The organism is Okeania sp., assembly GCF_035285525.1.
Taxonomy (GTDB): Bacteria; Cyanobacteriota; Cyanobacteriia; order Cyanobacteriales; family Microcoleaceae; genus Trichodesmium.
This window is the reverse complement of sequence record NZ_JAYKGW010000137.1, coordinates 1-15,921: the sequence shown is the minus strand read 5'-3', so window position 1 is coordinate 15,921 and position 15,921 is coordinate 1. Positions and strand designations below refer to the sequence as shown.

The window sequence follows — 15,921 nt, the reverse complement described above, 5'->3', positions numbered from 1 at the left end:
TTTGTCGTATTGTTGGGGAGCATCCAGAGGTTGAGTGGATAGGGGGACCTCAGTATGTATTTGAAACGGATGTACGGCAGAAGGTTTTACAGCGAGGTACTCCTACTCCCACGGCGGTGATTCGGGAGGGTTTGTGTGATGGTAAGCATTGGGAAATGTTGCAGCAGGAGGGAACGTTTTTTAGTAAGGCGTTGTGGTTAAAGTCGAAGCATGGGTTAAAAGGATTTGAGTTGGCTGGTGATTGGAATTTTTGGCGTGAGATGGCGGATCATGGGGTTTATTATCAGTATGAAAGTCCTTTGGGTGCTTTTCGGAAGCGTGTTGGGCAGTTGTCTGTAGACCGTATTGGGGATTATCGGGCAGAGATTGAAAGGATTCTACCTTTGGAGGTGAGAAAAGGTAGGTTTGAGGGAGTTTATCGGGAGCAGGAGTGGGGTGCGAATTTGATTAAGTCTGATGGTGTGTCTGGGAAAATGGTGGTTGAGGTTCAGTCGGTGAGGGAAGTTTATGAGAAGGTTAGGGAAAAGTTGTCTGTGCAGGGCGATCGCTTTGGGGAAGTTGAATCAAGTAAAGCTCAGTCTGATGAAACAAAGGAAACAAATACCTCTTCATTGATTTTGACTAAAGCACAGCACTCTCTGCGAATAATAATAATGACACATATATCAATGGGTTACGGGAGTCCTGAATATTTGCGACTTTACACTCTTCTGAAAAGACGCGGACATGAAGTATTGCTTATAGATCACGAAGAACCACCAGGGGGAAAGCGAAAATATGTACCCTTTCCAGGAGTCAATCGAATACGGGTTAAACATTCTAAAACTATGACACAGGAAGAGCGTGCTTTATATTACAAAGGTTTTTACGATTCATTATCAGAATTTAAAGGACAAATTTTAATATCAGGGTGGACTGATTTTGCTCTCAGAAAAGTAGGTGATTGTCCAATACAAGTCTTGTATTTTAATGAAATTGAAGATGAATTTGGTATTAAACATAGAGAAGAGCTAGAAAAAGAAAAGCCTACTTGTGCTGATGCTGTCATTAGTGCCAACGAGGATCGATTAGAAATTGCTAAAGGGATACATCATAAAGCCAAAGATTTTTTTATTGTGTACAATGCACCTCTTGTTAGTGAATTCAATGAGTTACCACGCAAACTGAATACAACTGATAGATATAATGTTTTGTACCAAGGACAGTTGAATCCAATAGCTGGAATAGATATTCTTCTGGAACTTGCAGAAAATTATTCAAACAAAATTTTCTTGCATATTGCAGGTCCGGCAAGTGACAAGTACGAAAAATTATTAATGAATTTGCATAATTCAGGCAAGCTACATTATCACGGTTTTGTTACACACGAAAAACTAGCTGAACTGCGCAGTTTTTGCGATGTAGGTCTTGTAACTTGGAGGGAAGATTTAGGCCAGCTTCCACTGAGTATAAAATATTGTAGTCCTACGAAACTATATGAATACATTGCCTCAGGTCTGCCAGTAGTTTTTTTACCTAACTATACTTTGAATTTGTGGAATGATAGATTTAGCTTTGGCAGAGGTGCAAGTGAGTTTTCTTCAGATAGTTTAGCAGAAGCAATTTTTAATTGCTGTAAAAGTGAAGAAATTTTTCACTCTCAGTCTAAGCATAACATTAATATGTTTAAATCTGTTTTAAATTATGAGTTTTTAAGTTCAGCTTTTGTAAATTGGCTAGAAAATTACGCTGAAAAAAATTTAGACCCAAATGAAGCATTTTCCCAAAAATAATTATTAGTGAGGAAGATAATCAATTTTGTTATGGATAAACTATTTGAATTGACTAGCTGCCAGCTTATAAATCAATACACCAACCTGAATATTTGCGATGCGGCCAGGACGGCGGTTTATATGTCTTATCATTTTAACATTTTTAAAGATAGAGAAAAACAGTACACTCCCAATCAAAGTATATTTGATATCAACAAACAACAATATTGTTCTGCCAATGTTGTTATGAATTATATAACTCCCCAAGAGAACTATTTGGGAATACAAAATGTGCTAGCTCAAGAATTAAAAAAAATTGGACTTACAACTGTTATGTTGTTTAACCAAAATCCTAAACATATGAAAAACGTTGATTTATCAAATTTTGCAAAATCGTTTTTTGTGGGAAAAGGAAGGTTGACTAATTCTCAACAATATGAAGCGAATTACTATCAATCATTGATTGACAAAAGAACTCTTGAGATTGGGTATCGCAATTGTTATTTTAATATTTTTGACAATACTTTAGAGATCAAATCATTCACTGAAAACTACAAATTAATACTAGAAAAAATACAGCCTAAATACGTTATATTGTTAAATAATAGACATCAATTTGACACTGCCCTGAAAATAGCAGCAAAATCTCTTGGTATTAAAACTATTCTTATTCCTCATGGTCATCCTCAAATTAGTCAAGGAATTTTTGATACTGATTGTGTTGTTTCACTATCCAAAGCATCCTTAAGTTATTTGAAAAAAATTTCAAGTTCAAATACGAGAATTAAAACCTTACCTTGGCTTGAACCAGTTGCACGGAAGATTCCATTGACTTTGCCAAAAAAACCTAGTTCTAGATACCCCCTGACTGTGTTAGTCCTTTCACAAGATTCTGGGTGGAAAATGCCACATCGCTGTGTTTCATTGCTGACAAGACTTATTGAATTGCTTCAAGGTTTAGTTTTAATATCAGAAGTAGGAAAAGTTATTTTGCGAAGAAGATTTGTCCAAAAGGATGACGAGTTTTTTCAAAAGAAATTATCTACTGTAATTAATTCACCAAAAGTTGTTATTACTGGGAAAAATCATCTTGTAGATGATTTGTCAGTTTCGGATGTTATAGTGTCTCTAAGCAGTACAGGTTTGTTGTATGCTCCATATTTAAGAAAGAAAGGTATTGAAATTAGGGACAATTTAATATCAAGTGTGTGGGGAGGGAGCTTATTGAGTGATAAACATATTCTCGATCTTGGAAGAGGTCAATTATCTGTACAAAAACTACGAAATCATATTTTAAATGATAATTTTGCATCTAGTCGAGAAATATTCTATGATGTAGGTTATCAAGATTTACCAAATGCCCTTGAATCTTGCCTAAGAATATGATTTTATCTTCTGCACAAAAAAGTTTTAATATCTTTAATATCTATAGTTAAACATTAGTGAAAAACAATTATTTATTATGTCGAAAAATGTGAATGAAGAGCTTTCAGATTTAAAGTCGTTAATTAATGAAATTTCAAAAAAAGTTATAGATAATTCTGTTTTAATTGATGAAAACAAAATACTAATTAATCACTTATCGCAACAAATAAAATCGAATCGTGATGTTTGTAATGCCTTAAATTATACATTGCTTTTAATAGAGCCTAATCATGTAGGACATTCACCAAATTATGTCAAAACTATAGGCAGACATTTCCTATCAATGGGTTTTAATCTGGTAACACTAACACCTTTTCCTGTAGAGATAGAAAACTTTCTTCTCCCTATTGCAAAAGAGGCAGATGTTCAGTTAAACAACTATTTTTATACGCAAATTGAGCCAAAAAATAAGAAAAGGTGCTGGGAGGCACTTAGACTTTTAATTGGTAATTTAGACCTTTTTGACAAAGTTGACCTGGCATTCTTTCCCAGCATTGATTATTTCATCCACCCATCGCTGGAAGCTGATGACTGTCATTTAGAGAGCATAATTTGGGGAGGGATTTACATGGGTGCTAGTTACCACCGTATTCCTGATAAAGAGAAGTGGCTAATTCAGCGTGAAAAGTGTCTATCGTCAGATAAATGTAAATTTCTGTATATTGTTGATCCACAGGTATTGGGAAATTTAAAAAGTAAGTTTTTCAATAAAGGTATTTATCATATACCTGATTTTACTGAAGTTGCTACGGATCGCTCTACAACAACTCTTGTTGAAAACATTTTTAGACACAAAAATAATAGATTTGTTATTGGCCTAGCAGGTTCCCTGGGACGTTGGAAGGGAGTAATGACATTTATTGAGTATATAAAATTACTTCCTGAAAAGCTTTTTTATTTTGTTTTAGCAGGAAAACTAAACACTCAAACATTTAGTGAAAATGAATTAGCTATTATTCAAGATTTTGCTGATAATCTTCCTGATAATGTTTTCTTTTTCCCTGAAATAATTAGCAAAAGTGAAGGGGGTTTTAATGCCTTAATAAAAGGTTTTGATGCGATATTTTTAGGTTACTTTGAATTTCCACAAAGCTCTAATCTTTTGAGCAAGGCCGCAAAGCTTCAAATTCCAGTAATAGCTAGCGATAGATTTTTCATAGGTGAAGCTGTCAAGAACTACGAGCTTGGAGTAACTTTTGATTCTAATGACATTAATGATGCTGTTAAAGCTACTTTTTATCTAAAAGACAATTTAGAGTTAATTAAAAATAATGCCAAATTTTATGACTATTGTGATAACTTTGTTGATGGATTAGATTCATCTCTCTCAAAAATAACTGAAATAGTCGAAAAATGATATACACAGTGTGCAATTTTATGGGGGATAATAATGGTTTCCTCTTGGGAAATTTTTACTCCTGAACTTTCTAAGGAATTTATTGAAACTCCTAATGAGCCATCTTAAATATATTAAAACTGTACTGAAGTAAGTGAAAAATAATCAATTAAGATGAAAAACAAATCAATTGTAGTTACATCAATCAATCAACCAACAAAAGCATTGATAGAAACTGCTAGTAAATCACTAGATCATGATTTTAATTTTATAGTAATTGGTGATAGTAAAAGTCCAGAAAATTTTCAGCTTGAAAACTGCGATTTTTATTCTCTAGAAAAGCAGCTAAAATTAGAGTTTAAATATGCTCAAGCTTGCCCAGTAAAGCATTATGCTCGAAAGAATATTGGTTATTTATTATCCATGCAAAATGGAGCATCTATTATTGTAGAAACTGATGATGATAATATCCCGATCGCCACGTTCTGGGAAGAAAGAAAAGATAAGTTTGTTGCTCCTTGCTTAATCAACAAAGGATGGGTGAATGCTTACAAATATTTTACTGATGTTAATATCTGGCCACGAGGTTTTTTGTTGAATAAAATTCATGAGCCTATTGTTCCATATGAGGAATTACCACAAGAAGAATGTTATTGTCCTATTCAGCAAGGGTTAGCAGATTTGAATCCAGATGTCGATGCTATTTATCGTTTAGTTTTGCCTTTACCGATCAGTTTTAGGCAAGACCGAGAAATTGTTTTTTCTCAAGGCAGTTGGTGTCCGTTCAATAGTCAAAATACGACTTGGTTTCCATCTGCTTATCCTCTACTTTATCTACCATATTATTGTTCTTTTAGAATGACAGATATTTGGCGGAGTTTTGTTGCTCAAAGGATTGCTTGGGAAAATAATTGGTCTATCCTTTTTCACAAATCAACTGTTTATCAAGAGCGTAATAAACATGATTTAATGAAAGATTTTGAGGATGAAGTTGTCGGATATCTAAGCAATGAAAAAATCTGTAGTGAGTTAATGGAATTATCCTTAAAATCAGGTGTTGAAAATATTCCTCATAATCTCATAGTTTGCTACAAAAAATTAATAAATATTGGCGTAGTGGGAATGGAAGAATTAAAGCTTTTGGATTTTTGGCTGGAAGATATTTCTCAATTAGCTATCTAAATGCTCATCAGAACTCTGTCCCCCCTGAACACCTCGTCCTCCAAGAATAGAATCCTATTTCCTTGCCACATTCTAAACTCTTCAACTTGAAAAAAGTTGCATACTGGTTTATATTTACTCTTGAGTTTTTCTGGTTTTTTCAAAAGTTGCAATAGTTTCTCTATATTACTTAGGAGGTATAAATGAAACAAATTATTATAACCCCTTGGGGAGCAGGATTTTACGCTGATTTCTTTCATGTGTTGCAAGGTCTTCACATTGCGAGAACTTATGATTTACAAGCATCTGTATTCTGGGGAGCAAATAGTCTGTACTTCAATGGAAATGAAGTTTTCAGTGAGATATTTGATGTTAACAAAATAGCTTTGCTTCAAAATTTATTAACTGCATCTGAAATTACCAAACATACTGGGTTGGAATTGAGCGATATATATAAAGCAAAAGATGGGAAACCTATTTCTTCTGATTTGAATGAAAAGGATTATCTTGAAATGTTGTTAAAAATAATTGAAGAAAAAGGGTGGTGCATATTCAACCGCTATCTATTTGGTATAAATCAAATTACTGATGATTTTTGCACAGTTAATAAACGACCAAAGTGGAACTTTCGTGATTTAGTGAATGATGTTCATAAGTTAAAGGATTACATCATATCAGAAGCAGCATCTATTACAGAAAAGGCTAGTTCCTATTATTGTATTCATATTCGAGGCTCAGAAAAAGTTCGTTCAGGCAAAAACTCAGCAATTATTGCCCAAAAGTATGCCGAGCTTCTAGAAGATTTACAACTAAGTGAGAATAGTGTTGTTCTTCTTACCGAGGATCGGATAGTTGTGGAAAGTTTTGCAGAAAGCACAAAAATAGATAATCTAATTATTCCATCTACTAATAGGCAAGGAGCAGTAGGAAAAAATTTATTAGGTCGAGAAAATATAGAACAAGCTCCTGCTTTTTTGAGCGGACAATGGAGTAAGGAAGATAAGTTCAGAATGGCAGTAGATGTTGTAAGAGATGTTTTTATTGGTTCAAAATCTGATTTGTTCATTTCTAGTAAATCTAATGTCTCTACTGCAATAAAAAATCTACTGCATCCAAAAATAAAGGTAATTCAACCTGATTTTGATGAAGTCATCTGTCTAGGTTAGATCGAGGAAACAACATGAATCAAAAAGTAATAGCAGTTATCTTAGCTAGAGGGGGTTCTAAAGGGATACCTCGGAAGAATTTGCGCTTGCTTGCTGGTAAACCATTAATTGTTCACACTATCTTGGATGCTAGAGAAGCAGAATTAGTAGACCATATCTATGTCTCAACGGAAGATGCAGAAATTGCTGATGTTTCTAAGGAATATGGGGCTGAAATGATTCAACGTCCACTAGAACTAGCGACAGATGCGGCTGCATCAGCTCCAGCACTAGCCCACGCACTGACAGAAATTGAAAGAGGTGGGATGTATCCAGATTTAATTGTTTTTCTTCAATGCACTGCTCCTATTAGAACAGGAAAAGACATTGATATGGCGATAAAACAATTCCAAAATACTGATGCTGATTCTCTATTGTCTGTATCCCCATCCCACAAGTTTTTATGGGAAAAATCTGAAGGGTACGCTAGCTCCATAAATTATGACTATCGTTACCGTCCCCGTCGTCAGGACATGAAAACACAGTTTGTTGAAAATGGGTCGATTTATGTTTGCAAACCCTGGGTAGTAAAACAGGAACAAAACTGGCTAGGAGGTAAAATAGACCTATTTGTAATGAATGAAAACTGTGTTGATATTGATTCTTTACTAGATTTTGAAATTGCTGAGTTGATATTAAACAAGGAGCAAAGCGAATAATGCAAATTGATAGAAATCTATCTCAATATATTGTTTTTTCTGAAGATAGCTTGATTAATGCTCTGAAAAAAATTAGTGATAATAAACATAGAATCATATTTTCTGTCACTGAAACAGGGGTTTTAGAGGGAGTCTTAACAGATGGTGATTTTAGACGCTGGTTAATACAACAAGACAGTACGGACTTAAATCAACCTGTTTCTGTAGCTTCCAACAAAAATTTTAAGTGTGCTTTGATGGGAGACGAACCGACTAAAATTCAATCGTACTTTTCTCAGGGAATAACATTTATTCCCCTATTAGATGATAAAGGCCATTTAGTAGCGATCGCTAAACAGGAACCAGATGGGATTAAAATTGATAATTTCACGATTGATGAAAATTCCCCTACTTTCATTATTGCGGAAATTGGGATTAATCATAATGGTAGTTTGGATATGGCCAAACGATTGATAGATGAAGCGATCGCCTCTGGGGCAAATTGTGCTAAGTTTCAAATGCGGGATATGGCATCTTTATATCGTAATGCTGGTGATGCCAATGATGCGAAGGAAGATTTGGGGGCGCAATATACTCTGGATTTACTTTCCCGGTTTCAGCTAACTCCAGAGGAGATGTTTGCAGCTTTTGACTACTGTCGCGCTCAAGGAATTTTGCCTCTATGTACTCCTTGGGATGTGAAGACTGTAAAAATGCTAGATAATTACGGAATGCCTGCTTATAAGGTGGCCTCCGCTGATTTGACGAATCACGACTTACTTCAAGCTTTGGTAAATACGGGGAAACCTTTAATTTGTTCTACTGGGATGTCTGCTGAGGCAGAAATTAAGGAGTCAGTAGCATTATTGCAAAAGTTGGGGGGAATGTATGTTTTACTCCATTGTAATTCTACTTATCCTGCACCTTTTAAGGATATTAATCTGAATTATTTGGATAAGTTGGCGAAAATTGGTGATTGTCCTGTGGGATATTCTGGCCATGAACGGGGTTTTAATGTGGCGATCGCTGCTGTAGCTAAGGGAGCTAAGGTTATTGAAAAACATTTTACCCTTGACAAAACGATGGAAGGCAATGACCATAAAGTAAGTTTATTGCCAGCAGAGTTTAAGGCAATGGTGGAGGGTATTCGCCAAGTGGAGGAAGCTTTAGGTACGGCAGGAGAACGTCGCCCCAGTCAAGGGGAGTTAATGAACCGAGAAAATTTGGCTAAGAGTTTGGTTATTAATTGTAATTTGGCGCTGGGGCAAGAAATTACAGCGGAAATGATAGAGGTGAAAAGTCCAGGGCAGGGTTTACAACCAAACCGGAAGGGAGAGTTGATTGGTAAAAAAGCTCAACGGAATTTTCAAGCTGGAGATTTCTTTTTTGCTAGCGACTTAGAAGTGAAACAAGTAAGGGCGCGTCATTACAAATTTAATCGTCCTTGGGGTGTACCCGTCCGCTATCACGACTTTAAGGCGATATTGGCAAAGTCTAATCCTAATTTGCTGGAATTTCATCTCAGTTATAAAGACTTAGAAGAAGATATTACCCAATATTTTGATCGATCCTACGATTTAGATTTGGTGGTGCATAGTCCAGAATTGTTTGCTGGAGACCATATTCTCGATCTATGTGCTGAGGATGAAGATTATCGTCAACATTCTGTTCAAGAGTTACAACGGGTTGTTAATTTAGCTAAAGAGCTAGCTTCATATTTTCAGAAAGCTGCTCGCCCCTTAATTGTGACTAATGTTGGTGGGTTTACAACAGACAATATCTTGCCTAGTTCTCAAAAGCCACAACTTTACCAACAGTTGCTAACAAGTTTATCAGAGTTGGAGCTATCGGGGGTGGAGATTATTCCCCAAACTATGCCTCCTTTTCCCTGGCATTTTGGCGGACAGCGATACCATAATATTTTCGTCGAACCTCAAGAAATAGCTGAATTTTGTCATAAGTACGAATATCGTGTTTGCTTAGATGTTTCTCATTCTCAGTTAGCTTGTAATCTTGGAGGTTGGTCTTTTAGAAAGTTTGTGGAAGAGGTAGGTGCTTATGTAGCTCATTTGCATATTGCTGATGCAGAGGGTACTGATGGGGAAGGTTTACAAATTGGGGATGGGGAAATGGATTTTTATTCTCTGTTTCAAAGTTTGAACAGTGATGCTCCTCGTGCTTCTTTTATTCCTGAAGTTTGGCAAGGTCATAAAAATGATGGGGAGGGTTTTTGGATAGCTTTAGAAAAGTTGGAAAGTTTAATTTAATAGATGGTATTATAAATTGAGTTTATTTAAAATCTAAAAAATCAATTAAAAAAATTACGTCTAATCACGTCTAATAACTATATTCCCAAATATTGACAAATAAAATTATGATTGAACTACCAGAATTTAACTGTGCTTTTGAATACGAGAATGATTTTTATCTTTCTTGCCAACCTACTAGAATGGGTAAATTAATTGCCCACTACGAACTTTATAAACAAGTAGAAAATTTACCAGGGGCAATTGTTGAATGTGGGGTATTTAAGGGAACTTCTCTGGCGCGGTTTGCTATGTTTCGGGATTTATTGGGAAGTGCTTATTCTAAGAAAATTATTGGTTTTGATATCTTTGGCGCTTTCCCAGAGACTAATTTTGCTTCGGATATTGAACCCCGGAAAAAGTTTGTGGCAGCAGCAGGAGAGCAAAGCATTTCGACGGAACAATTAATGGAGGTTTTGCGGAATAAAGGAGTTGAAAAAAATGTAGAGTTGGTAGCTGGAAATATTTTAGAAACTGTTCCTGATTATGTGGAAAAGCATCCTGAATTAAAAATTTCTTTGTTGAATTTGGATACGGATATTTATGAACCTGCGGTGACAATTTTAGAACATTTATTTCCTATAATTGTGCCTGGAGGAATTTTAATTATTGATGATTATGCTGTATTTCCTGGAGAAACAAAAGCAGTTGATGATTATTTTGAAAAAATGGGGGTAACTATTCAGAAGTTTCCTTTCTGTATGACTCCTTGTTATGTGGTTAAGAAGTAGTTGCAGGTTTGTTTAAAGATAAATTGTAGTAAGTTCTCCAAATTTCTTCTAACTTTTCATATCCGCCTTCGCTACCATTCCAAGGCTTATCGCCAACATAGTGAATTATTTTTGGTTCTATCTCAGCCCAAATAGAAGGGAAATGATGATAGATTCTTTTTAGAGTGTTAAATTTGGGATGTAAGTAGCTAACTTTAATGTTTTGTTCATAGAGTAAGTGATTAATGACTCCTTGATCGCCTCCATCATAGGAAATACCTTTACTGGCAATCTCTAAGAGTCTTTCATAATATTGAAACAAGCATTTATCTATGCACATAACCCCTGTATTAATAATGTAATGACTGCATTTATATATTCTAGGAAAAACATTAATTCCTATGTCCAGTGCTGCCATTATTTTGTAACCTTTATTCTGAAAGAGAAAGTCTATGTTTGACAAGCATAAAGTATCTGCATCAAGAAATATATTTACATCATATCCCCAATCTTTAAAAGCTTCAAATGAGTAAAAAGATTTTACAAATCTTGGATGCCATCCAAATTTTTTAGTGTCGATATTACTATAATTATCAGTATTAATTTCAATTATTTGAGAGGTATTTTGTTTAATAAAGCTATTATTTTCAAAAGCATATGGTTCATCGGTAAGCAGCAAAACGTCATGATTTAGTAGAGAAGGAGAATTAGTTTTCAAAGAATATAGAAGAGCTCTTATCCCTTTAACAAATTTATAGTCGGCAGCTATAATTATAGCCTTCTTTTTACTTTGACAAAAAGAGTCTCCTGCTTTGAAAAACCTACTGCATTCATCATCCTTGATAGATATAGCAGAAATTACTGACATTAGTTGATTGTATTTTTTATTTTTTTTTAGGTATGCAAACAAATCCTGGTAAAGCGATAAAGGCAACCTGTTAAAATTTTTAAGCATTGATAAGAAAAGATTAGCACCATTTTCTTCGTTGCCGAAAAATTTGATAACTTTTCCATACTTGTACTGCATAAAAGCAGAATTTTTATTAAGCTCAGTTGCCTGAAGATAATTTTGGGCAGCTGCTTCTAAATAACCAGTTTTTTCTAAACATTCACCTAAATAATAATAAATCCAAGAAAAATGAGGATTTAATTCAATAGCCTGATTATAGAGAGCGATCGCCTCATCCAACCTCCCTTCTCTTTTCAACTTATTGGCCTGTTTCAACAAATCGCTAGCACTCATACCCTCACACCCATAAAAATTCAAATATTAATCTACTCAAGAGTCTAAATTTTACCCCAAAAATTCCCATTTCATGTCAACCCCAACTATCTAGGCCATAGCTTCTCTGAATCAGTGTCTAAGCCATTTTTACTATTACCCAGGCGATCGCTTGGCTGAGGTAGAGAGTAGTTAGAAGAAGGGGCGAATTCTAGAAGAGATGGTTATTCATATTAAAATTTCTGTAATTCAAACTACTAACTGAGTAATCAATTATTGCTATTAGCGAGGTCTATTTTCTCGTCATTAGCATTAAATAGTCTACCATAAATCATAAAAGTTAGACAAAATATATAACCATGAAATTTATTAGCCCTAAAACCGACTTTGCTTTTAAAAAAATCTTTGGTTCTGTTCACAGTAAAAATATCTTGATTAGCTTTCTCAATGCCATAGTTTATAACAATCAAAATGTGATTCAATCTCTGAAAATTATTAACCCCTATAACCCTGGAGTTACTAATACTAAAAAAGATACTTATTTTGATGTTAAAGCACTTTTAGACAATGGTTCAACAGTGATTATTTAAATGCAAATATTAAATGTATAAGGCTTTCAAAAGCGAGTAATTTATAATTTAGCTAAAGCTTATGGAAATCAATTAGATGTAGGTGAAAGTTATATAGACTTGACACCTTTTATTGCTTTAACAATTACTGACTTTGTTTTATTTGAAGAGATAGATAAAATGATTACTAAATTCAGATTTAAAGAAGAGAAAGAATCGATTTATTACGAAGATGAATTAATTTTAATGTTTGTGGAGTTACCCAAATTTAAGAAAGAATTATCAGCCTTAGAAACCCTAACTGATAAATGGATATATTTTCTGAAATTGGCTCCCAATTTAGAAGTAATACCAGAGTCATTAGAATCAGTATCAGAAATAGAAGCAGCATTAAATATAGCGAATCGGGCAAATTTAAGTAACGAAGAATTAGAAGAATTAGAGCAAGAGGAAAAGTTAATTAGAGATAATAAAGGACAAATTAGTTTAGCAATAAAAGAAGGAATTGAAATTGGACGGGAAGAAGGTATTGGAATTGGAGTAGTGAAACAAATCTTACGTCAAATTCGCCGAAAATTTGGACAAATATCTCCAGAATTTGAGACTCAGATAGAGAAATTATCTTTGGCAAAATTAGATATTTTAGGTGATGAAATTTTTGATTTAGCAACAATAGCAGAGTTGGAAAACTGGCTAAATAATAATGGATAATTGATAATGGATAATTGATAATGGATAATTGATAATTAAAGAGTTGTTGAAATCTCTAATTTTCTAGAGAAATCTCTATGTTAAAGTCTCAGTAATCTTGAGTTAGTTTAATCGCAGCATTAAGGATATAGTTTTCAGTTACCAAAGAATCTAACCAGTCCTAATTTAACTGAAGTTTAATTTTTTCTATTGATAATCTACCCATTCCCGCACTGGACTATGGTCTATTGAAACCCATCCACGACGATAATCTTCAAGGGCTAATTTACTTTTCTCAATCATTTCTTCTTCTGTCAAAGGTATAAAATTTAATAACGTCTTTAACATTTTTGTTTTAATAATTTCTAGACTAAAATTAAATTATAGCAAGGTGCGCTGGTATGTTTACATGGTACAAATCACTACTAATGTAATGTGAATAAAAATATTGGTAATAGTAGCAGAAATTTATACCACATTTAAAGACAATAGTAATATGTAAATACGCCAGCGCTCATTGCTATATAATTGATAGTATACCATAAATCATATAAGTTATAGAAAACATATAACGATGACATTTATTAGCCCCAAAACCGACTTTGCTTTTAAAAAAATATTTGGTTCTGTTCACAGTCAAAATATCCTGATTAGCTTTCTTAATGCCATAGTTTATAACAATCAAAATATTATTCAATCTCTGAAAATTATTAACCCCTATAACCCTGGAGCTACTAATACTAAAAAAGAGACTTATTTTGATGTCAAAGCAGTTTTAGATAATGGTTCAACAGTGATGATTGAAATGCAAATATTAAATGTAGAAGGGTTTCAAAAACGAGTAATTTATAACCTAGCTAAAGCTTATGGGAATCAATTAGATGTAGGTGAAAGTTATATAGAATTGACACCTTTTATTGCTTTAACAATTACGGATTTTGTTTTATTTGAGGAAATAGATAAAATGATTACTAAATTCAGATTTAAAGAAGAGAAAGAATCGATTTATTACGAAGATGAATTAACCTTAATGTTTGTCGAATTACCTAAATTCAAGAAAGAATTATCAGCCTTAGAAACCCTAACTGATAAATGGATATATTTTCTGAGTTCGGCTCCAAATTTAGAAGTAATACCAGAATCGTTAGAATCAGTATCAGAAATAGAAGCAGCATTAAATATAGCGAATCGGGCAAATTTAAGCAATAAAGAATTAGAAGAATTAGAGCAAGAAGAAAAGTTAATTAGAGATAATAAAGGACAAATTAGTTTAGCAATAAAAGAAGGAATTGAAATTGGACGGGAAGAAGGTATTGGTATTGGCCGGGAAGAAGGTATTGGTATATTAGTTAAACGTCAAATTATTCGTAAGTTTGGGGAAATACCTCCAGAAGTTCAAACTCAAATAGAGCAATTATCTTGGGAAAAGTTAGATATTTTAGGTGATGAAATTTTTGATTTAGCAACAATAGCAGACTTGGTAAACTGGCTAGATAATAATTGATAATTGATAATGGATAATTGATAATGAAAGAGTTGTTTAAATTTCTAGCTGTAGGTTGGGTTGTCTATTTTCTTTTGCCTAAAAATATGACTAACTATTCTAGCTGAAACAGTTCACTACTTGACTATACTTTATAATTAATTTTGCTTTTTCCCTCTTCCTTAAAAATAAATAGACACCAGAACTATTTGGCAAATAAATTATTACCGTCGCCCCCTCCAGGATAAATAAGACCAAAAATTATGGGAATTATTAATCTGTACTCCCACTCGTAACTTAGAATTTATGGCTATTTTTCCCCAGTCAGAAGTTAAGGCTAAGTGGCTAGTGGCACAACTACAAAAAGTAGCTCCAGACCAAAGTTTACCAAATATCATTCAAGTATTTCGACCTCAATGTTTGGGGTTAATCGAAACTGCCGCTCAAATCTTAGGGTTGAAAGTCGAACCTACTAGACGGACAACTGCTTTAAAACAATGGTTAGTGGAAAGAGCAGAAAAATATCAGTGGATGAAATCATATAATGAATAATTTTACAACTCCTTATTGTTAGATTCTCCTCCACCAGTACCATGAGCCGAAAATTTGTGGGGCGATCCATTTCAGTTATCAGTTATCAGAACTGTAATTAAAAATACTTACCCCATACATCCCACAGGCTTCAAAAAACTGAGGGCGAGATAAACCTGCTAATGCACCTGCTTTTCCAGCAGAAATTTTACCTAGTTAGTACATTTTTAAAGGAGCCATTAACCGTAAATGTTGTTCCATTTCTGCCTTAATTAAATTAACAGTTAATTCTCAACCTTTTGGATATTTAATAGTTAATTATTCCATTATTTATTCACCCCTAAACTTCAGATTAAATTGCTCTATATTTTCTATAATTTGTTACTTATTATCATAATTTATATTCTCAGCTACTGCCCAACTTCAAATATTTGTTCTGCCCTCAAATTTAGTTCGGGAAAAGTAGACGAACTTACCACATTTTTACCTCCAAATATAACAATGTGCGCTGGCATCTTTATAAATTCCAGGAGCTATCCAACAGACGAAAGCCTTATATTATCGGGCATTAATTCTCCCTGTTCCCTGTTCCCTGTTTCCTGCGTGCAGCGCTATAAATTCAGTGTATATTCACTTCCAACTAATGAGTGAGGCCAGAAACCCGGTTTTTTGAAAAAACCGGGTTTCTTATAGACTTGGGGTCTCCAATATAACGTTTTCCTCCTAACCCTAAATAATCAACTATCCAATACTTATTTATCCCGAACTTTTCATATTCTTCCATAGAATAGTAAGAATAATATATTCAGTCAATAGAAAACAGGAATTTACAATGACAACAACTAAAATTCACTTATGGACAGTAAAAGAATACCATAAAATCATAGACTATGG

Annotated in this window: 12 protein-coding genes and 3 pseudogenes; 11 read left to right on the top strand and 4 right to left on the bottom strand. The window is 33.9% G+C overall.

The genetic code is table 11. From position 1 onward, the window contains the following. The 8 genes from VKJ25_RS13040 to VKJ25_RS13005 all read left to right on the top strand — a co-directional run. A partial coding sequence (locus VKJ25_RS13040; RefSeq protein WP_324237060.1) for a glycosyltransferase occupies window positions 1–1,772 on the top strand: 1,772 nt, incomplete at its 5' end. A 120-nt stretch (window positions 1,773–1,892) separates the two neighbouring features. After that, window positions 1,893–3,137 carry a hypothetical protein gene (locus VKJ25_RS13035; protein WP_324237059.1) on the top strand — a complete coding sequence of 415 codons (1,245 nt, stop codon included), beginning with the start codon at window positions 1,893–1,895 and terminating at the stop codon, window positions 3,135–3,137. A gap of 76 nt (window positions 3,138–3,213) precedes the next feature. Further along, window positions 3,214–4,533: a glycosyltransferase gene (locus VKJ25_RS13030; RefSeq protein WP_324237058.1), complete on the top strand. Its 1,320-nt coding sequence runs from the start codon at window positions 3,214–3,216 to the stop codon at window positions 4,531–4,533. Window positions 4,534–4,686: 153 nt separating this feature from the next. Beyond that, window positions 4,687–5,694, top strand: a complete 1,008-nt coding sequence (locus VKJ25_RS13025; protein ID WP_324237057.1) for an STELLO glycosyltransferase family protein — start codon at window positions 4,687–4,689, stop codon at window positions 5,692–5,694. Window positions 5,695–5,876: 182 nt separating this feature from the next. Continuing rightward, window positions 5,877–6,839 carry a hypothetical protein gene (locus VKJ25_RS13020; protein WP_324237056.1) on the top strand — a complete coding sequence of 321 codons (963 nt, stop codon included), beginning with the start codon at window positions 5,877–5,879 and terminating at the stop codon, window positions 6,837–6,839. Window positions 6,840–6,853: 14 nt separating this feature from the next. Beyond that, the gene (locus VKJ25_RS13015; protein WP_324237055.1) at window positions 6,854–7,537 is read left to right on the top strand and encodes an acylneuraminate cytidylyltransferase family protein; all 684 of its coding nucleotides are present in this window, start codon (window positions 6,854–6,856) and stop codon (window positions 7,535–7,537) included. After that, entirely contained in the window at window positions 7,537–9,783 is a 2,247-nt protein-coding gene (locus VKJ25_RS13010; protein WP_324237054.1) for an N-acetylneuraminate synthase family protein, read from the top strand. Before VKJ25_RS13015 ends, VKJ25_RS13010 begins: the two co-directional genes overlap by 1 nt. Before the next feature lie 107 nt (window positions 9,784–9,890). Next, a complete protein-coding gene (locus VKJ25_RS13005; protein WP_324237053.1) occupies window positions 9,891–10,553 on the top strand; it encodes a TylF/MycF/NovP-related O-methyltransferase in 663 nt (220 codons plus the stop codon). On the opposite strand, the gene VKJ25_RS13000 is transcribed toward VKJ25_RS13005, so the two are convergent. Next, window positions 10,543–11,775, bottom strand: a complete 1,233-nt coding sequence (locus tag VKJ25_RS13000) for a tetratricopeptide repeat protein (protein WP_324237052.1) — start codon at window positions 11,773–11,775, stop codon at window positions 10,543–10,545. The genes VKJ25_RS13005 and VKJ25_RS13000 overlap by 11 nt on opposite strands. Before the next feature lie 338 nt (window positions 11,776–12,113). On the opposite strand from VKJ25_RS13000, the pseudogene VKJ25_RS12995 reads away from it, so the two are divergent. Continuing rightward, window positions 12,114–13,034, top strand: a pseudogene (locus VKJ25_RS12995) (Rpn family recombination-promoting nuclease/putative transposase). Window positions 13,035–13,220: 186 nt separating this feature from the next. Here VKJ25_RS12995 and VKJ25_RS12990 read toward each other — a convergent pair. Then, the gene (locus VKJ25_RS12990) at window positions 13,221–13,361 is read right to left on the bottom strand and encodes a hypothetical protein (protein WP_324237051.1); all 141 of its coding nucleotides are present in this window, start codon (window positions 13,359–13,361) and stop codon (window positions 13,221–13,223) included. Window positions 13,362–13,587: 226 nt separating this feature from the next. Between VKJ25_RS12990 and VKJ25_RS12985 the strand changes: the two genes are divergently transcribed. Continuing rightward, entirely contained in the window at window positions 13,588–14,517 is a 930-nt protein-coding gene (locus VKJ25_RS12985; protein ID WP_324237050.1) for an Rpn family recombination-promoting nuclease/putative transposase, read from the top strand. Window positions 14,518–14,763: 246 nt separating this feature from the next. Then, a pseudogene (locus tag VKJ25_RS12975) lies at window positions 14,764–15,048 on the top strand (Tab2/Atab2 family RNA-binding protein); the annotation flags it as partial. Between the two features lie 78 nt (window positions 15,049–15,126). Here VKJ25_RS12975 and VKJ25_RS24630 read toward each other — a convergent pair. Next, complete coding sequence (locus tag VKJ25_RS24630; RefSeq protein WP_375340330.1) at window positions 15,127–15,234, bottom strand: hypothetical protein; 108 nt, start codon at window positions 15,232–15,234, stop codon at window positions 15,127–15,129. 487 nt (window positions 15,235–15,721) lie between these two features. Next, window positions 15,722–15,805: pseudogene (locus VKJ25_RS24625) on the bottom strand (Uma2 family endonuclease); the annotation flags it as partial. Window positions 15,806–15,921 lie beyond the last annotated feature (116 nt).

Bases quoted from the DNA above. Each gene is read 5' to 3' on its own strand.
- VKJ25_RS13035 (WP_324237059.1), top strand. From the start codon at position 1,893: ATGTCTTATCATTTTAACATTTTTAAAGATAGAGAAAAACAGTACACT.
- VKJ25_RS13030 (WP_324237058.1), top strand. From the start codon at position 3,214: ATGTCGAAAAATGTGAATGAAGAGCTTTCAGATTTAAAGTCGTTAATT.
- VKJ25_RS13025 (WP_324237057.1), top strand. From the start codon at position 4,687: ATGAAAAACAAATCAATTGTAGTTACATCAATCAATCAACCAACAAAA.
- VKJ25_RS13020 (WP_324237056.1), top strand. From the start codon at position 5,877: ATGAAACAAATTATTATAACCCCTTGGGGAGCAGGATTTTACGCTGAT.
- VKJ25_RS13015 (WP_324237055.1), top strand. From the start codon at position 6,854: ATGAATCAAAAAGTAATAGCAGTTATCTTAGCTAGAGGGGGTTCTAAA.
- VKJ25_RS13010 (WP_324237054.1), top strand. From the start codon at position 7,537: ATGCAAATTGATAGAAATCTATCTCAATATATTGTTTTTTCTGAAGAT.
- VKJ25_RS13005 (WP_324237053.1), top strand. From the start codon at position 9,891: ATGATTGAACTACCAGAATTTAACTGTGCTTTTGAATACGAGAATGAT.
- VKJ25_RS13000 (WP_324237052.1), bottom strand. From the start codon at position 11,775: ATGAGTGCTAGCGATTTGTTGAAACAGGCCAATAAGTTGAAAAGAGAA.
- VKJ25_RS12990 (WP_324237051.1), bottom strand. From the start codon at position 13,361: ATGTTAAAGACGTTATTAAATTTTATACCTTTGACAGAAGAAGAAATG.
- VKJ25_RS12985 (WP_324237050.1), top strand. From the start codon at position 13,588: ATGACATTTATTAGCCCCAAAACCGACTTTGCTTTTAAAAAAATATTT.